The 15,952-nt window shown below is 42.5% G+C and carries 16 protein-coding genes and 1 pseudogene; 6 read left to right on the forward strand and 11 right to left on the reverse strand.

Annotated elements, in window-relative coordinates; genetic code table 11:
• The 3 genes and pseudogenes from FTU42_RS10250 to FTU42_RS10260 form a co-directional block, all read left to right on the forward strand.
• Positions 1-482, forward strand: a pseudogene (locus FTU42_RS10250) (ISNCY family transposase); the annotation flags it as partial.
• A gap of 333 nt (positions 483-815) precedes the next feature.
• Complete coding sequence (gene dapB, locus FTU42_RS10255) at positions 816-1,637, forward strand: 4-hydroxy-tetrahydrodipicolinate reductase (protein ID WP_180083334.1); 822 nt, start codon at positions 816-818, stop codon at positions 1,635-1,637.
• A 58-nt stretch (positions 1,638-1,695) separates the two neighbouring features.
• A complete protein-coding gene (locus tag FTU42_RS10260) occupies positions 1,696-2,340 on the forward strand; it encodes an START domain-containing protein (RefSeq protein WP_180083335.1) in 645 nt (214 codons plus the stop codon).
• A 50-nt stretch (positions 2,341-2,390) separates the two neighbouring features.
• Here FTU42_RS10260 and FTU42_RS10265 read toward each other — a convergent pair whose 3' ends face one another.
• The 11 genes from FTU42_RS10265 to FTU42_RS10315 form a co-directional block, all read right to left on the reverse strand.
• A complete protein-coding gene (locus FTU42_RS10265; protein WP_180083336.1) occupies positions 2,391-3,419 on the reverse strand; it encodes an NAD(P)-dependent alcohol dehydrogenase in 1,029 nt (342 codons plus the stop codon).
• A 4-nt stretch (positions 3,420-3,423) separates the two neighbouring features.
• Positions 3,424-4,005 carry a DNA-3-methyladenine glycosylase I gene (locus FTU42_RS10270; protein ID WP_180083337.1) on the reverse strand — a complete coding sequence of 194 codons (582 nt, stop codon included), beginning with the start codon at positions 4,003-4,005 and terminating at the stop codon, positions 3,424-3,426.
• A gap of 24 nt (positions 4,006-4,029) precedes the next feature.
• Positions 4,030-4,275 carry a hypothetical protein gene (locus FTU42_RS10275; RefSeq protein ID WP_100329654.1) on the reverse strand — a complete coding sequence of 82 codons (246 nt, stop codon included), beginning with the start codon at positions 4,273-4,275 and terminating at the stop codon, positions 4,030-4,032.
• A 15-nt stretch (positions 4,276-4,290) separates the two neighbouring features.
• The gene (locus FTU42_RS10280) at positions 4,291-4,833 is read right to left on the reverse strand and encodes a M23 family metallopeptidase (protein ID WP_171294123.1); all 543 of its coding nucleotides are present in this window, start codon (positions 4,831-4,833) and stop codon (positions 4,291-4,293) included.
• A 69-nt stretch (positions 4,834-4,902) separates the two neighbouring features.
• The gene (gene mutY, locus FTU42_RS10285) at positions 4,903-5,931 is read right to left on the reverse strand and encodes an A/G-specific adenine glycosylase (RefSeq protein WP_100355450.1); all 1,029 of its coding nucleotides are present in this window, start codon (positions 5,929-5,931) and stop codon (positions 4,903-4,905) included.
• Between the two features lie 160 nt (positions 5,932-6,091).
• A complete protein-coding gene (locus FTU42_RS10290; RefSeq protein ID WP_005268188.1) occupies positions 6,092-6,451 on the reverse strand; it encodes an HIT family protein in 360 nt (119 codons plus the stop codon).
• Positions 6,452-6,545: 94 nt separating this feature from the next.
• On the reverse strand, positions 6,546-7,280 hold the full coding sequence (locus tag FTU42_RS10295) for a dienelactone hydrolase family protein (protein ID WP_180083338.1): 735 nt from the start codon (positions 7,278-7,280) through the stop codon (positions 6,546-6,548).
• 163 nt (positions 7,281-7,443) lie between these two features.
• The gene (locus tag FTU42_RS10300) at positions 7,444-8,133 is read right to left on the reverse strand and encodes an FKBP-type peptidyl-prolyl cis-trans isomerase (protein WP_005173644.1); all 690 of its coding nucleotides are present in this window, start codon (positions 8,131-8,133) and stop codon (positions 7,444-7,446) included.
• A gap of 48 nt (positions 8,134-8,181) precedes the next feature.
• On the reverse strand, positions 8,182-8,886 hold the full coding sequence (locus FTU42_RS10305) for an FKBP-type peptidyl-prolyl cis-trans isomerase (protein ID WP_005094756.1): 705 nt from the start codon (positions 8,884-8,886) through the stop codon (positions 8,182-8,184).
• A 165-nt stretch (positions 8,887-9,051) separates the two neighbouring features.
• Entirely contained in the window at positions 9,052-11,235 is a 2,184-nt protein-coding gene (locus FTU42_RS10310) for a polysaccharide biosynthesis tyrosine autokinase (RefSeq protein WP_180083339.1), read from the reverse strand.
• A 434-nt stretch (positions 11,236-11,669) separates the two neighbouring features.
• A complete protein-coding gene (locus FTU42_RS10315) occupies positions 11,670-12,746 on the reverse strand; it encodes a polysaccharide biosynthesis/export family protein (protein WP_005173647.1) in 1,077 nt (358 codons plus the stop codon).
• A gap of 740 nt (positions 12,747-13,486) precedes the next feature.
• Here FTU42_RS10315 and rfbB point away from each other — a divergent pair.
• The 3 genes from rfbB to FTU42_RS10330 are packed head-to-tail and all read left to right on the forward strand — an operon-like array spanning position 13,487 to position 15,845.
• A complete protein-coding gene (gene rfbB / locus FTU42_RS10320; protein ID WP_005173650.1) occupies positions 13,487-14,551 on the forward strand; it encodes a dTDP-glucose 4,6-dehydratase in 1,065 nt (354 codons plus the stop codon).
• The gene (rfbA, locus tag FTU42_RS10325) at positions 14,551-15,426 is read left to right on the forward strand and encodes a glucose-1-phosphate thymidylyltransferase RfbA (protein WP_180083340.1); all 876 of its coding nucleotides are present in this window, start codon (positions 14,551-14,553) and stop codon (positions 15,424-15,426) included. The genes rfbB and rfbA overlap by 1 nt, the downstream gene beginning before the upstream one ends.
• Positions 15,427-15,431: 5 nt before the next feature.
• Positions 15,432-15,845, forward strand: coding sequence for an FdtA/QdtA family cupin domain-containing protein (locus FTU42_RS10330; RefSeq protein ID WP_034609167.1), 414 nt, complete (start codon positions 15,432-15,434; stop codon positions 15,843-15,845).
• The last annotated feature ends 107 nt before the right edge of the window (positions 15,846-15,952 follow it).

Genomic DNA, 15,952 nt, shown 5'->3' on the forward strand with positions numbered 1-15,952 from the left:
AGCAGTTCAATCAGAAGTTCGCCAAATGTGCGCGAAACTCAAAGAACCTGCATCGACCATTAACCGAATCTGATCTTGAACTGGATGATATTTTTACCTGGCAGGAACCGCGTAAGGTCACCAAGAACCTGACGATTACCTATGACAAATGTATTTATCTGCTTGAACCGACAGAGCTGAATCATAAGCTTGCTGGGCAATACGTTTCATTTCTGGAGTATCCGGATGGCACTGTGGCCCTCATGCATGAAGGACGAAAGCTCAACTACAGCATCTTCAATAAATTGGCTGGGCTGCAGCAAAATGAGATTGTTGAGAATAAACGGTTAGGTTCAGTCCTGGCGCATATCCAGCAACAACATGAAGAATTGGAGAAACAGAATAAACGTTCCCGTGCCAAGAAAAGTATGCCGAGCCGTAAAGCTCAGAAAGCTGTTATTGGACAAAGAAATTTAAATCCTGTGCTTGACTCTTGTGGTTAAAAACAGGACATTTTAAATGGTTTATCGCATAGACATTTTAATTGGTGAATAACAGCTTTAAATTATTTGTTTTAATTCAGTTGTTTATGTTGTATTGAAAAACCCAATCCTCACCGATTGGGCTTTTTTTATGATTATTCACGTTCCACGCTTACTATTTGAGCAATGTTCCACAACTTTATAAAGCCAATCTAATCAGAAAATTCTAGATATATAAAAATCGCTCATAACACCTTTCATATCTTTTCATTGATTTTTATGCAATGCATCTTAGTGTTATTCCGCAGTTTTGCTATAGTAAAAGCAATTTTGGATCAACATCAGGACTATGTTATGTCAGCTACACCACGCATTGGAATCTTGGGTGCAGGCGGCCGTATGGGGCGTATCCTCATTCAGGCTGTGCATGAAGCCGGTTATCAATTGGCAGCTGCAGTAGAACGCCCTGAAAGTACCCTATTAGGCGCAGATGCGGGCGAACTTGCCGGGATTGGTGCAGTCGGTGTCAAGGTGGTGGGTAGTCTTGCAGAGGTGGTCAAAAACTGTGATGTCGTGATTGATTTCACCGCGCCAGCAGCGACCGTCAATCATCTGAAAATCTGCCGTGAAGCAGGTGTTGCCATCGTGATTGGTACCACGGGGATGAATGACGAGCAAAAAGCCTACCTAGATGACTCTGCAACTGAAACACCAGTGGTCTATGCGGCGAATTATTCAGTCGGTGTGAACGTATCGATTAAACTGCTTGAACTGGCATCGAAAGTCTTTGGCGATACGGTGGATATCGAAGTGATTGAGGCACATCACCGTCATAAAGTGGATGCGCCATCGGGGACTGCACTTATGTGGGGTGAAGCGATTGCGGATGCTTTAGGCCGTGACCTGAAAGAAGATGCTGTGTACTGCCGCGAAGGTCATACCGGTCCGCGTGAGCGTCAAAGCATTGGTTTCCAGACCATTCGTGGTGGTGATATCGTCGGTGAACATACCGCCATGTTTATTGCTGATGGTGAACGTGTGGAAATTACCCATAAAGCCACCAACCGCATGAACTTTGCCAGCGGTGCAGTACGTGCTGCTGCCTGGGTGGTCGGCCGTGATGCACGTAAATATGACATGAAAGACGTGCTGGGTTTTAACGATATTCAGGTTTAAAATCCAGTCAAAATCATTTATAAAAAAGATCTAAAACTAAAATAAGACGAATAATAAAATGCAAAAAATGATTTTCCTGCTCTGTGCAGTGGCGCTTGGTGCCATTGCGCAGGCAAAGCCGGCCGAGAATACCAAACTTAGTATTGATAAAAATAATATCAAGGTCTGGACCTATCAGAATCAGCAAAACCCGGTCTTTCTGTATAAAGCTGAAACCACCTACCATGCCTCGATTGAAAATGCCGTGTCGCTGATTCTGGATATCGAGCAGGCGGTACAATGGGTGCCCTATATGGGCAGCATCAAGGTCTTGTCCCGTGATGATAAAAAAGGCGAATTTACCTTGTATATGGTGCTGGATTTTCCATTTCCCTTAAAAGACCGTGATCTGATTGTGCAGGGCAAGATGATCAAGCAACCTAATGGACAGATTAGTATCAAGAATAAAGCCATTCAGACCGGTTATCCCTTAAATCCGAATTATGTGCGTTTGACCGATTATCAGGGGGATTGGACTTTTCAAAAGCTGGCCAATAATCAGGTCAAGGTTTCAACTTATGGTTATGCCAATCCGGAAGGCTCGATTCCCTTAACTTTTGTAAATATGTTCGTGCAGCAACAGCCTTATCAGATGCTACAAAAGATGAAAGCAGAGCTGGCCAAGCCTGCAGGCCTTGCAGTTTTGCCGGAAGTATTGCAATAAAAAAAAGACCCAATTGCTGGGTCTTTTTGACAGATTGAAACAGGCAGAGTTTAAGCTTCAAAATCTGCTTTAAGTACAATCCGGTAGCGGGCTTTACCCGAATGCAGATGTTCAATTGCTTGATTCAGCTGTGACATCGGGAAGACTTCAATTTGTGGGGCAATATTTTTACGCGCAGCAAATTGCAGTAACTGACGTAAGGCTGCCGGTGAACCGGTTGGAGAGCCGGTAACAGACTTGGCGCCGCCAATCAGCATGCCCGCCGGAATCGGCATCGGTTCTAATGGCAGACCCAGCATATGCACAGTACCGTTCGGTGCTAAAGTGGCCAGATAAGCCTGCCAGTTCAAGGTGACATTGACCGTACTCAGCAATAAATCGAACTTGCCACGCTGGGCTTTTAAGGCAGCCGAATCACGGCTATTCACCACATGGTCAGCGCCCATGCCTTTCAGCTCATCGGTCTTGTCCAGATTTGAGGTAAAAGCGGTAATCTCACAGCCCCAGGCTTTCAGCAGCTTGATGGCCATATGCCCTAAACCACCAATACCAATTACGCCAACATGATGAATGGCCTGAATCTGATGTTTCAGGATAGGATCAAATACGGTAATTCCGCCACAGAGCAGGGGGCCGGCACTTTCAGGATTCAGATCTTCAGGCAGGGGAATGACCCATTGCCAGCCAGCACGGACCTTGTCGGCAAAACCACCGGCATGTCCGACAATAGTCGCCACTTGGCCGCCAGTACAGAGTACCTGCTGACCTGAAATACACGGATCGCAATACTGGCAGCTTTCCGCAGTCCAGCCAATGCCAACCCGTTGTCCCACTTTCAGGCCTTTGGCTTCGCCACCCAGTTGCGTGATGATGCCAATAATCTCGTGTCCAGCCACGACCGGATAAACGGATGAACCCCAGTCATTATTGAGGACTGAAATATCAGAATGACACAGGCCACAGTATTCTACTTTGACTTCGACCTGATGTGGCTGTAGTTCACCAGCATCGAATTGATAAGGTTCGAGTTCTGCACCGGCTGACATTGCAGCATAAGCGTGGATAATATTATTCGACATAAATTCAGCTCTTATTTGAATGGGAGGATCTTGTTTTAAAGTGACAATGATTTTCGTGATCATCGACCATACCGACGGCCTGCATAAAGGCATAGCAAATGGTGGGTCCGACAAATTTAAAACCGGCCTTTTTTAAGGCTTTTGACATGATCTGGCTCTCAATGGTTTGTGCGGGTGCCTGACGATAATCCGCAACATCATTATTCAGTCGTGGTTGCTGGGCAAAAGACCAGAGCCATTGCCCTAAATTGATGTCTTGCTGTTGCAGCCTGAGCCATGCTTGGGCATTCTCGCGAATGGCATGCAGCTTGCCACGATGACGGATCAGGCGAGCATCCTTAAGCTTGAGTTCGAGTTGTTGATCTGTAAGTGCTGTAATCGACTGAATGGAATATTGAAAAAAATGTTCACGATACGCTTCACGTTTTCTGAGTACGGTAATCCAGGCTAGACCGGCCTGCTGTCCTTCCAGACACAGCATTTCAAACAGGCGATTTTCATCCAGCAGGGCTTGTCCCCATTCCTGATCATGATAGGTGATATACAGCGGATCATTGGAGCACCAGCCACAGCGTTGCAGAGTCATGCCATGCTCCTTATTTTTATAGTTTTATAATTTAAACACAGCCCATTGATCTTGCTGATTATCCCAGTAAGACAGTTCAGCCTGATCCAGATCGCTAAATTGAATCCACATGTCTTTACCACTTTTGTCGGCATAACCGGTACTGATCAGCAGCGCCTCTTCGGTAATTTCCATCACCCAGCCCTGATAGCTTTGACCATTCAGTACGATTTTTTGTTGATTGCCTGATTCAGCAAATTCTACCAGACGATTGATCAACGTTTCTGACATGTAAATATCCTAAAATTAACGTAAATAGGGGTAGGGGTTGACCACACCGCGTCCCTTGCCCTGTAAATAAATACCATAATGCAGATGTGGTGCAGTATGTCGGGCATTACCGCTATTGCCCACATAGCCGATGAGCTGGCCTTTTTTGACAGGATCACCCACTTTCAGGCCGCGTTTATGTCCATCCAGATGTGCATAATAATGCCAGGAGCCGCCCGGACCGAGAATCCAGACTACTTTACCACCCAAATTGTTATTGCGTAAATCTGCAATCAGACCTTCTGTGGCACTAAAGACTTTGGTTCCACGTGGAGCCATGATGTCAATGCCCTCATGCAAACGTCCGCGACTGCGCGACGCCCCCCAAGTATCCTGTAATTCACGTGCCTGTACACGTGCCACCGGGATGGGCAGTGAAGAAGGCATTCGCTTATTTTGCAGTTTTTGTACCAGTAGCGGATTTAACTGTGCAGAAGAAGGTTGTTTCGGCGTACTGCTACAGGCGGTCAGTAATATGGCAATCAAAGCCACCCAGGTCAAAGCAAGGTATTGGCGCACGTTATTCATCCTTAAATATTGGCAATGCTCATTCTGAGCTGATCGATATGATGCTTTGTCCAGACTATGTCATAGGTTAACGGCAGAGATCAATTTTTTCATTGCTGTCGGCAGACCGCAATCAATGGCTGTCTCTGGACGCATCCAGTTGCTTTGTAGTTCAATCGCCAGATGTTCCTGCTGATCCTGATCCACTGCGAAAACGGTTGCTTCAAGCTGCCAGGTGAAGTGGGTGAAACTATGGCTGATCTGGACTTTTTTGAGGATATTTTTTAGGCCAAGCTGCTGACATTGCTGTTCGAATTCATGGGCATTTTCAATAATTGGCAAACACCAGAGTCCGCCCCACAGGCCACTGTTGGGTCGTTGTTGCCACAGCCATTCATTAGAGGACTGAATCAATAATACTTGTGCTGAGCGCACTGGCACCGGTTTTTTGGCTTTCTTGAATGGTAATTCATTTTCCAGACCTTGCTGATGCGCTTTGCAATGTTGCTGCATCGGACAGTATAGGCACAGAGGTTTTTTCGGAGTGCAGACCGTAGCACCGAGATCCATAATCGCCTGGGTATAGTCATGATTACGTTCGACCGGACATAATTCTTCGGCCAGTTGCCATAAGGCACGTTCATGGATAGGTTTGGACAGATCATCTTCAATCGCGAAGAAACGCGACAAGACCCGTTTGACATTGCCATCCATGATCACGCCGTATTGGCGTAAACCCAGTGACATTAAGGCACCAGCGGTGGAACGGCCGATCCCCGGCAAGGCAATCCATTGTTCCAGGGTTTGAGGAAACTGCTGCTGTGCTGTCACCATGCCGGCAGCTTTGTGCAGGTTACGGGCACGGGCATAATAGCCCAGTCCTGCCCAGTAAGGTGCAACCTCATCCCAAGAGGCTTGACCCAAGTCCTGAACGGTCGGAAAACGCTGAATAAAGCGTTCATAATATTGCAGCACAGTTTTGACCTGGGTTTGTTGCAACATGATTTCAGAGACCCAGACTTTGTAGGGATCATCTGTCACCTGCCAGGGCAAGTCATGACGACCATGCACATCAAACCATTCTAACAGGGCATCTGAAAATACAAACATGGATAAATAGCAACCGAATAAGCAGCAGCCATTATAGCGGAATCGGCAGGCCTAAAATGTGAAAAGTAGATAAAAACTGCGGAGTAGTGTGTAGGGATATCGGCTTAATAACACAAACAATAAATGCTCCGAAGAGCATTTATTTTAAAACAGCAAAGATTTAGTCGCTAATCCCCCAGCGTTCATCCAGCTTCAATACTTTGTCTTTATAGCGCGGAATAATATGAATATGCAGATGTTCGACCTTTTCCTGAAACACTTCGCCATCAATAAAACCGACATGGAAACCGGCGGGCTGGTAACGTAAATTGAGCTCATTACGTGCCTGTTCGAGCAAAGACATCAGGCTTTTACGTTCTTTGTCCGTCACTTCAAAAAATGAAGCCACATGCCGGAGTGGAATCACTACACAGTGACCTTCGGATAATGAATTCGGTTCAGGCAGCACCACACCATAATCATTTTTAGCAATGACATCATATTCGTCATAGTTACAGTAAGGGCAGTTGGTTTCAGCCATAGTCAGCATTCTCCTCTGGTAGGATTTATCGTTCTTTTCTTCAATGATTCTTTAAAGTGCTCAGCTTGATTTCAAGTCGAGCACTTATATCTATTTAAGCCAAATGACGTTCCAATAAGGCATACATCGCCGCCAAGCTTTTTTGTTCCGCTTCAGCATTGTAACCAAGATCCACGCCATTGGCTTTGGCCCGTTCGTCGGCGAGCGGGTTGCTAAAGCCATGTTTGGCATCTTCAAAGACAATCACCTCATGCTCGACGTTGGCCGCATGCATTTCTTCACGGAAACTGGCGACATCATCTAAGGTGACCATGCTGTCTAGCTCACCGTGCAAGACTAGTATTTCGGCCTGAACCTGACCTTCTTGAGCCGGTGCTTTGGCAGTAAGTGTCCCGTGGAAGGTGGTCACTGCTTTTAAAGGGGCATTGGCACGCGCCAGGTCCAGCACCACTTTACCGCCGTAACAAAAACCGATGGCAGCAAGTTTCTCTGCATTGACTTCATCCTGTGCTGCCAAGGTATTTAAAGCTGCTGTCGCACGATCAACGATGGTGTCCGGATCTTCAAAGGTCTGCATCATCCACTGGTAGGCCTGATCAGAATGGGTGGTCACTTTTTTGTCACCATACATGTCAATCGCCAAGGCCGCATAGCCATGTTCTGCAAGTTCGCGAGCACGCTGTTCGGTATATTCATTACGACCCCACCATTCTGGTGCGACCAGCACACCTGCAAGGGGTGTATCTGTTTCTGGAGCGGCAAAATAGCCAATCAATGCGCTACCATCCGGCGCAGTATAATGAATTTCACGGGTCTTGATTGCTGCCATGCTGACGTCCTCTATTCTTGTTGAACCGTTTAATTAACATATAACATAGCAAAACTGATCTGAATGTGACATGAAAACATTCGATTAATTATGCTTCATCCATATAAAAAAGAGAGGCCGCTATCGCGCCTCTCTGATTGAATATTTAAAAAAACAGTATTGATTACTTCATAATTTCCAGTAATTCCACATCAAAAATTAAGGTACTGTTTGGCTCAATCACATCACCTGAACCAATTTGTCCATAGGCCAGTTCTGCAGGAATGAAGAAGCGGTATTTGGCACCTTCTTTCATCAGTTGCAGGCCTTCAGTCCAACCGGTAATCACTTGGGTGGTACGGAAGACCACAGGCTGATTACGGGCAATTGAACTGTCAAAAACCGTGCCATCAATCAAACGGCCTTCATAATGTACGCGGACATTGCTATCGGCTTTTGGCGATTTGCCTTTGCCTTCCTGAAGAATCTGATATTGCAGGCCAGATTTAGTCGTTTTTATCCCTGCTTTTTTGGCATTTTCTGTCAGAAAAGCCTGACCGATTTTGGTGTTTTCTTCAGCTTTTTGTTTTAATTCAATCAGCTCTTTGGCTTCACTTTGACGTTTAAACTGGGTCAGCACTCGAGCCATGTCTTCTTCAGTTAAAGTGGATTGTTTTCCGGCAGCAGCAGCTTTTAAACCGGCACTGAAAGCATCCAGATCAATCCCTTGCAAAGAGTCGGCATTACTTTTTCCCATCAGATAACCAAAGCTATAACCGACCTGTTCAGCTTCCGGGCTTTTATTGGTCACATCTTTGGCAAGCAGATTGCCAGAACTTAGCAGTAAAACCATCAAGCTTATTTGTATTTTCATATTTATTCTCAAAATAAAGGAGAGCGCATTGCTCTCCTTATTTATAGATTATTTGACTTCAATGAGTTCCACATCAAAAATCAAAGTACTGTGTGGAGGAATCGTCCCTGGCACGCCTTGTTCACCATAACCAAGTTGAGATGGGATATACAGGGTCGCTTTACCGCCTTCTTTCATCAGTTGCAGACCTTCAGTCCAGCCTGGAATCACTTGATTGAGTGGAAACTCAATCGGCTCGCCACGTTCAACCGAACTGTCAAATACAGTACCATCCACCAGTTTGCCGGTGTAATGGACTTTCACGATTGAAGAAGCAGCTGGCTGTTTGCCCGTGCCTTCTTTAGTCACTAGGTATTGCAAACCGGAAGCTGTGGTTTTTACACCCGCTTTTTTGGCATTTTCTGTCAGGAAACTGTCACTCGATGCTTGTGCCTGTTTAGTGCTATCGAGTTGCTTTTGCTGCATTTCTTTCTGGAACTGTTCGTAAGCTGCCTGTAATTCTTCTTCAGTATACGCCGGTTCAGTACGCGCATGTCCTTCACGTACGCCTGTCACGAAGCTATTAATATCGAGTTCAGGTGGGGTTTGATGAGCCACTTCATAACCGAGAGCATAGCTGATTTTAGAAACAGCAGAGGCATCTTTAGATGCTTTAGTCGTTTGAGCAGCTGGGTTTTGAGTTGCATAGTAAACAGGTACTAGCGCGGCACCGCCTAGAAGAACAGCGACAGCAATCGGTAAGGCCTTGCTCATGTATTATTCCAATCTAATGTTATCGTTGAGGTTCATTCCATCTTAGCAGAAAATTTTGAGAAATCTTGTAGAATGGGTGGTTTTTTAGCAAGCAAATATCGCAGTTTGGTAGAGCTTTAAAAAAATAAAAAAACCAGCAATGGCTGGTTTTTTTATTCAAAAAGATCAACTGGTTTTTGTTTCAGTTTTATAGCTATAAGTATAATCATAGCTATAACTACCACCTGCTGAACGCTGGATATCATTCAGGATAAAGCCATTTACGGTACTTCCCGCTTGTTTAAAACGGTTCACTGTCAGTGCCAATTCCTTCATTTGTGTTTTTGCATAGCGGGCCACCACCAGATTGAGTCCGACATATCGGGACACGATGATCGCATCCGTGACCGCCAGGACAGGAGGCGTATCAATTATAATATGATCATAGTGTGGCGTCAGGTGTTGCAGTAATTCCTGAAACCGTACCGAATTGAGAAGTTCGGATGGATTGACTGGATTTTCACCACAGGTGATGACGCTGAGGTTTGCTACATTGGTGCTTTGCACCATCTGTTCCAAGGTAATTTGCTCATTCAGGTATTCAGTTAATCCATATTGATTATCCAAATCAAAATATTTGTGTATATGACCACGACGCAAGTCCGCATCAATGATCAATACGCGTTTATGTTTTTCTGCCATGATGACTGCCAGATTGCTGGAAACAAATGATTTTCCAACTCTAGGCGCTGGACCCGAGATCATAATAATATTGTTTTTGGCCTGAGACAGAGCGAAATGACTTGCTGTCCGGATGCTGCGCAAGCTTTCGATCGCCATATCATCACTATGTTTAAGGGCTAATAAGAAAGGCAGTTTTTTCTTTTTCAGCAGTTTCAGTCCCGGTTTCTGAACAGGGGAGTGTGCAATATTGGCATAGACGGGAAGATCCAGTTGGTATTCTATTTGGCTACTATCTTTCACTCCAGAACGGAACATATTGCGGAATAATGCCACCAGAATTCCCAAGAAAGTACCGAAGCAAAAAGTTAAGAACAGAATTAATGGCTGTTTCTGTTTAATCACGTCAATCGGTTCAAGCGCAGTATCAATAACATGTACATTGCCAATCTCGCCGGCTTTGGCAATTCGCAGTTGTTGGTAGGAATTGACCAAATTGGTATACAGTTGTTGTTTGACTTCGACTTCACGAGACAGTTGTAAATACTGGCGTTGTATTTCTGGAAGATTTTTAAGTGTCGTATTGAGCTCACGAATCTTGCCATTAATCACACGAAGTTGAGCAGTAACTTCTCGCATGGTCGGATGTGCTGCTGCATATTTAGCGCCTATTTCCGCCTGTCTCTGTTCGAGTAGAGCTCGTTGTGTTTCTAAAGTCACACTCTGATTTAAATATAATTCTGACTCCCGGGTGATGTCGACAGTATTATGCTGTTGACGGAATTGGTTAAAGACCCGCTCTGCATCATCCAGCTGTTTTCTTAAATCCGGTAATTGAGCATCCAAGAAAGCGAGGGTCTGAGCAGTTTCTGCCGAACGACGGGTAATATTATTTTGGCTATAAATTGCCAAAATAGTATTCAGAACTTTGGTGATGTGCTGTTTGTCATGACCTTGGTAGCGAAGCTGCAAAATCCCGCTAAGTTCGCCTTTTTCTACAATTGAATAATTGGCAAGAATAGAATCAATCGCTGAGGGCAAAGAGAGCTTTTGCACCTGATAACTGCTATCTAGCGGATCCTGAGTAAAGATCGCGATTTTCCAGTCGCCCTGCGCAGTCTTGAATTGTACTGGCTGGTTCAGTGCACCCTTGAAAATGGTTTCTTCTGTCACAGGATTGATCAGACTAAAACCCTGTTGTTGAAATTGCAGTAGCAGATTTTTATCCAAATAGGCGGCAGGAACTTCAAACTGTCGAATGTCGAAGCTTTTTTGACCCTCTTTAAAGCGCACAGTTTCAGGTTGATATTCGGTTTGATAATTTACACCTTGAAATAGTCGCTGAACAAAAGTGTCTTCAGTACTGGCAATCTGAAGATCCAAATTTAAGCGATTAATTACTGATTCCAGAATATTGCGTGATTTTAATACCTCAACTTCAGCATTAGATGAAGACATTTGTCCAATGACACTTGAAAGGTTACCCAATAAAGCAGCTGAGGCACCTCTACTTTCTTCGACTTGGACGATGGCATCGACCTTATAATTAATCGCTACAGTGCGTAAATAGAGCAGGACAGCAAGCACGCTGAGCAAGGCACATACGAGGATAAGTTTCCATTGCGCAAACAAGGAAAATAACACCCCTTTTAGGTCAATCATATTTTCGGTATTGTTATTTTTGTTCATAATTTTGCTTTCTAAAAGTTTAAAAGTGATTTTTCCAGTCGATGACGTCGTGTTGAATTAAATTACAGAACTTCATCAAAGACCTGCTGCCCCTGCAAAAATGAATCCCAAATATGCTGGCTTTATTGTTCCCTCAAAAAAAATCTAGTCTGGTAAACCCAGATATTTTTATGATGATCAGGATAAGATTATTTTTACTCAATCTGCTTCATATTTAGTGTTGAACTACATGGAGTTGCAGGCAGATCCCATGCTATTACGTAAAAATGCTGTCTTGTGATCAGCGCTGAGCATTACTTCAGCCATCTATATTTATAGATTTAATCTACAAATACGGGCAGATCTCGTTAGTAAACATTCAGTCATTAATCGATGGTTAATATTTTCAAAACAGCTCCCCAAAATCTTTTTAATATGCATAGCTGAACTACCTGCTAGCGTATAGCTGTACCAGCAACATTTGAAAAGGGAAGAATCTGGCTAACCACTCGTTCCCAACGAGTCAGACCTGTGGCATCCACATAGACAATATCATTGCTGTGCATTTTAAACTTTTTGGCCAAGCCAAAATCTCCAAGATTTTTTAAACTTAAATGATATATTTCAGTCATTTGGTTATTTGAATTGTCACGTAAGACGTAAATGCGACTAGCACTGGCTGAATAGGGATTAATCCCTTCACTTTCACCGAGAACATCCGCGAGAGTCATCCCTTGGTCACGTATGGGTAAGGGGGTATTCGTGCCTGCTTCACCCATGACATAGATTTTCTGATTTTCACGAGGACTGATATACAGGGTGTCATTGGGTTGAATTAACAGCTTATGTAATGAATATCCTGCCTTTTCTAATGCAATTGTATTGAGGTCATAGGCCACACCCTGACGCACCAATTGAATAGAGCTAGAGTTACCTTGCTCGTTAATGCCGCCGGCCAGACCCAGTGCTGTATAAACGCTCACGGGCTGATCAGACAAATAAAACTGCCCAGCTGATTTCACATTACCCACCACTGAATAACGCTGCCCTTGATAAGAAAGTACTCTCACCACCACATCTGGATTGTTTAAATAAGGAATTAATAGTCGGCGTACTTCCCGATTAACCTCCGGAAGGGTTTTCCCTACTGTTTTATAGCGTCCAATTAATGGAAAATGGATATAACCATTTCGGTCAATTTGATAACCATTGGTATTATCAGTTGCTGTTGGAACTGCACTAATTTCCGGGTAGGCCCATAATTGAAAGGATAAAATATCACCTGGATTCAAACGATAATCCTGCATTTCATGCTGAAATAAAGGTGCGTAATGATTCAGGTTTTGAGTTTGGGCTGACTGCACTGCAGGTAGATTGTCCTGAGTCAATTTTACCAGATTAACTTGAGTTCCCAGTTCGGTTTGATAAATTCCTTCATCTGGTAAATCATAGGTTTGAAAGCCAGATGTTGCTGCACATCCGACTAATGATAGGCTTAAGGTTAAAACGCCTATAAGGTGTCTATTGTTCACTTGAAACCCCTTTATTTTTATATATTTAAAATTAGTATTTATTCGTAATTATTAATTTTTTTAACATGGTTTATGTGATTAACATCTAAAAGTTATAACAAATTATATAGCTTGTCTATACTTATTTTTAGTTCTAAGTATACGTTTGAATTAAAATAGATCAATAGTATTTATTAAAAAAAGTATCTAAAACTTCCATTAAATTAAGGTGTCGAGATACAAGCACTGCTTAGTTTATTCAGGTAAAATGGATTGTTTATAAATTTTATTGCTTGCAGATTAAGGTGATTGTCACAGTATAACTATACAAAACAAAAACTTAGTAGCAATGAAAGTATTTTCATATTATTTGTGTATACTTTAAAGGTTTTTTAGATTCTATTTTTATTAAATTTCACATATATTTATTCGGCATTAACTAGATTATATAAATGAAGTGTTAATTAATAATCTCTTATTAGTTGAAAGTAATATATCAGTAGTTGTAAAGCTTAAGCTGATTTTTATTGGTTGAAAAGTGTTTTAAAAAAACAATAATTATAAAGTATTGGGTAAGTGGTATAAGAAAAATACTTATCCATAAAATGTAACTATATTTGAGAATAATATTTTTATAGGTGGTGTGTTGAATAAAATTAATATATGTTATAAATAATCAAATAAGAATATCTATGCCAGAAGGCATCAATGAATTAAAAAAATATTTGAAAAGTAAAATAAAAATAAAAGGAATACTGGGAATGGTGAAAAAAATATTAGTGACTGGTGGAGCTGGTTTTATTGGATCTGCTACCGTCCGGCATATCATCAAAGCGACTGAACATCATGTTTTAAATGTTGATAAGTTAACTTATGCAGGCAACTTGGAGTCATTAATTTCTATATCAGCTCATCCCCGTTATCAATTTGCTCAAACTGATATTTGTGATCATGTATCTTTAACACGATTATTTTCAGAATTTCAGCCAGATATCGTCATGCATTTGGCAGCAGAGTCTCATGTGGATCGTTCGATCGATGGTCCAGCTGAATTTATCAGCACCAATATTGTAGGTACATATACCCTCTTGGAGGTCGCACGAAAATATTGGCAAAATTTGGGTGAAATCAAAAAGTCTAAATTTAAATTTCATCATATTTCAACAGATGAAGTCTATGGGGATTTAGAGGGGACAACCGACTTATTTACTGAAGCCACAGCTTATTTGCCAAGTTCACCTTACTCGGCAAGTAAAGCCAGCTCGGATCATTTAGTACGTGCTTGGCATCGAACCTATGGTTTGCCGGTCGTGGTCACAAATTGCTCAAATAATTACGGGCCTTATCATTTTCCTGAAAAACTGATTCCTTTGATCATCTTAAATGCGCTGGATGGAAAATCCTTACCTGTTTATGGCAATGGTCAGCAGATTCGGGATTGGCTTTTTGTAGAAGATCATGCCCGTGCTTTATATCAGGTTGCGACCAAAGGCAGGGTAGGCGAAACCTATAATATTGGGGGGCATAATGAAAAACAGAATATTGATGTGGTTAAAACCATTTGCGCCATCTTGGATGAACTTAAGCCACGACTCAATGGCCAAATATATGAAAGCCTGATTAGCTTCGTCAGTGATCGGCCTGGTCATGATTTACGTTATGCCATTGATGCTTCAAAAATTGAGCGTGAACTTGGCTGGAAACCACAAGAGTCCTTCGAGACCGGTATTCGTAAAACTGTGCAGTGGTATCTGGATAATCTGCAATGGTGCCGTCGCGTTCAGGATGGTTCTTATCAGCGTGAACGTTTAGGGGAGGCAGTCTAATGTCAAGATCAACAAAGGGGATTATTTTAGCAGGTGGTTCGGGCACACGCTTGCATCCAATCACTAAAGGAATCTCGAAACAGTTACTTCCGATTTATGATAAACCTATGGTTTATTACCCATTATCTGTGTTGATGTTAGCCGGTATTCAGGAGGTTCTTGTCATCAGTACCCCGGAAGATATTGATGGGTTTAAGCGATTATTAGGTGATGGCTCACAATTTGGCATGCAGCTAAGTTATGCGATTCAGCCTCGACCTGATGGTTTGGCACAAGCCTTTATTCTGGGTGAAAAGTTTATTGGGCAAAGTAATGTGTGCTTAGTGCTCGGCGATAATATCTTTTATGGGCAAGGTTTTACCCCCATGCTGCGTCAGGCTGCTGAACGTCAAAAAGGAGCCACTGTTTTTGGCTATCAGGTAAAAGATCCTGAACGCTTTGGGGTGGTGGAATTTGATCAACAGCAACGTGCTATTTCAATTGAAGAAAAACCGGAAAAACCTAAATCTAACTTTGCTGTAACGGGTCTGTATTTTTATGACAATGATGTGATTCAGATTGCCAAACAAGTACAACCTTCTGAGCGAGGTGAACTGGAAATTACCTCCATTAACCAGGCATATCTGGAACGTGGTGATTTAAATGTTGAATTGCTGGGACGTGGCTTTGCCTGGTTAGATACAGGTACACAGGGAAGTCTACTTGAGGCAGCTCAATTTGTGGAAACCCTTGAAAAGCGTCAAGGTTATAAAGTTGCCTGTCTAGAAGAAATTGCAATGAATAATAGCTGGTTAAGCAAAGAACAAGTGTTAGCCATTGGTCAAACGATGAGTAAAAATGGCTATGGTCAATATCTGATTTCTTTGGTGGGGTAATCATGATGAATCTTATTGAATGGATTGATTTACCTAATCTGGGAGATCATCGTGGCAGTTTGGTGGTCGCTGAAGCCAATCGGAATATTCCCTTTCATATACAGAGGCTCTACTATATTTTTGGCGCTCAGCCTGATGTTCCTCGCGGGTTTCATGCACATAAAGAGCTTCAACAAATTGGGTTTTGTATTCAAGGCAGCTGTAAAATATTAATGGATAACAGTAAAGAAAAACAAGAAGTGTGCGTAAGTCAGCCCAATAAAGGATTATTAATTCCGCCCATGGTTTGGCATGAAATGCATGATTTTTCTGAAGATTGCATATTGTTGGTATTGGCAAGCGATTATTATGATGAAAGTGACTATATCCGTAATTATGACCAGTTTTTAAAAGAAGCAGATAAAACTTTTATTGCATAGAAAATGAGATCATAAAATTAAGAAAAATAATTCACAAGTATGATGGCTTTGTTACTCAAGAGACTTCAGAAAATAGAATTTTAAATAATAATAAATATAAAGGAGAT

The sequence above is a fragment of the Acinetobacter sp. YH12102 genome (assembly GCF_013419125.1).
Classification (GTDB): Bacteria; Pseudomonadota; Gammaproteobacteria; order Pseudomonadales; family Moraxellaceae; genus Acinetobacter; species Acinetobacter pseudolwoffii.

What these genes read in the sequence shown, in the direction of transcription:
- dapB (WP_180083334.1), top strand. Translation starts at nt 816, where the DNA reads ATGTCAGCTACACCACGCATTGGAATCTTGGGTGCAGGCGGCCGTATG.
- FTU42_RS10260 (WP_180083335.1), top strand. Translation starts at nt 1,696, where the DNA reads ATGCAAAAAATGATTTTCCTGCTCTGTGCAGTGGCGCTTGGTGCCATT.
- FTU42_RS10265 (WP_180083336.1), bottom strand. Translation starts at nt 3,419, where the DNA reads ATGTCGAATAATATTATCCACGCTTATGCTGCAATGTCAGCCGGTGCA.
- FTU42_RS10270 (WP_180083337.1), bottom strand. Translation starts at nt 4,005, where the DNA reads ATGACTCTGCAACGCTGTGGCTGGTGCTCCAATGATCCGCTGTATATC.
- FTU42_RS10275 (WP_100329654.1), bottom strand. Translation starts at nt 4,275, where the DNA reads ATGTCAGAAACGTTGATCAATCGTCTGGTAGAATTTGCTGAATCAGGC.
- mutY (WP_100355450.1), bottom strand. Translation starts at nt 5,931, where the DNA reads ATGTTTGTATTTTCAGATGCCCTGTTAGAATGGTTTGATGTGCATGGT.
- FTU42_RS10290 (WP_005268188.1), bottom strand. Translation starts at nt 6,451, where the DNA reads ATGGCTGAAACCAACTGCCCTTACTGTAACTATGACGAATATGATGTC.
- FTU42_RS10295 (WP_180083338.1), bottom strand. Translation starts at nt 7,280, where the DNA reads ATGGCAGCAATCAAGACCCGTGAAATTCATTATACTGCGCCGGATGGT.
- FTU42_RS10300 (WP_005173644.1), bottom strand. Translation starts at nt 8,133, where the DNA reads ATGAAAATACAAATAAGCTTGATGGTTTTACTGCTAAGTTCTGGCAAT.
- FTU42_RS10305 (WP_005094756.1), bottom strand. Translation starts at nt 8,886, where the DNA reads ATGAGCAAGGCCTTACCGATTGCTGTCGCTGTTCTTCTAGGCGGTGCC.
- FTU42_RS10310 (WP_180083339.1), bottom strand. Translation starts at nt 11,235, where the DNA reads ATGAACAAAAATAACAATACCGAAAATATGATTGACCTAAAAGGGGTG.
- rfbB (WP_005173650.1), top strand. Translation starts at nt 13,487, where the DNA reads ATGGTGAAAAAAATATTAGTGACTGGTGGAGCTGGTTTTATTGGATCT.
- rfbA (WP_180083340.1), top strand. Translation starts at nt 14,551, where the DNA reads ATGTCAAGATCAACAAAGGGGATTATTTTAGCAGGTGGTTCGGGCACA.
- FTU42_RS10330 (WP_034609167.1), top strand. Translation starts at nt 15,432, where the DNA reads ATGAATCTTATTGAATGGATTGATTTACCTAATCTGGGAGATCATCGT.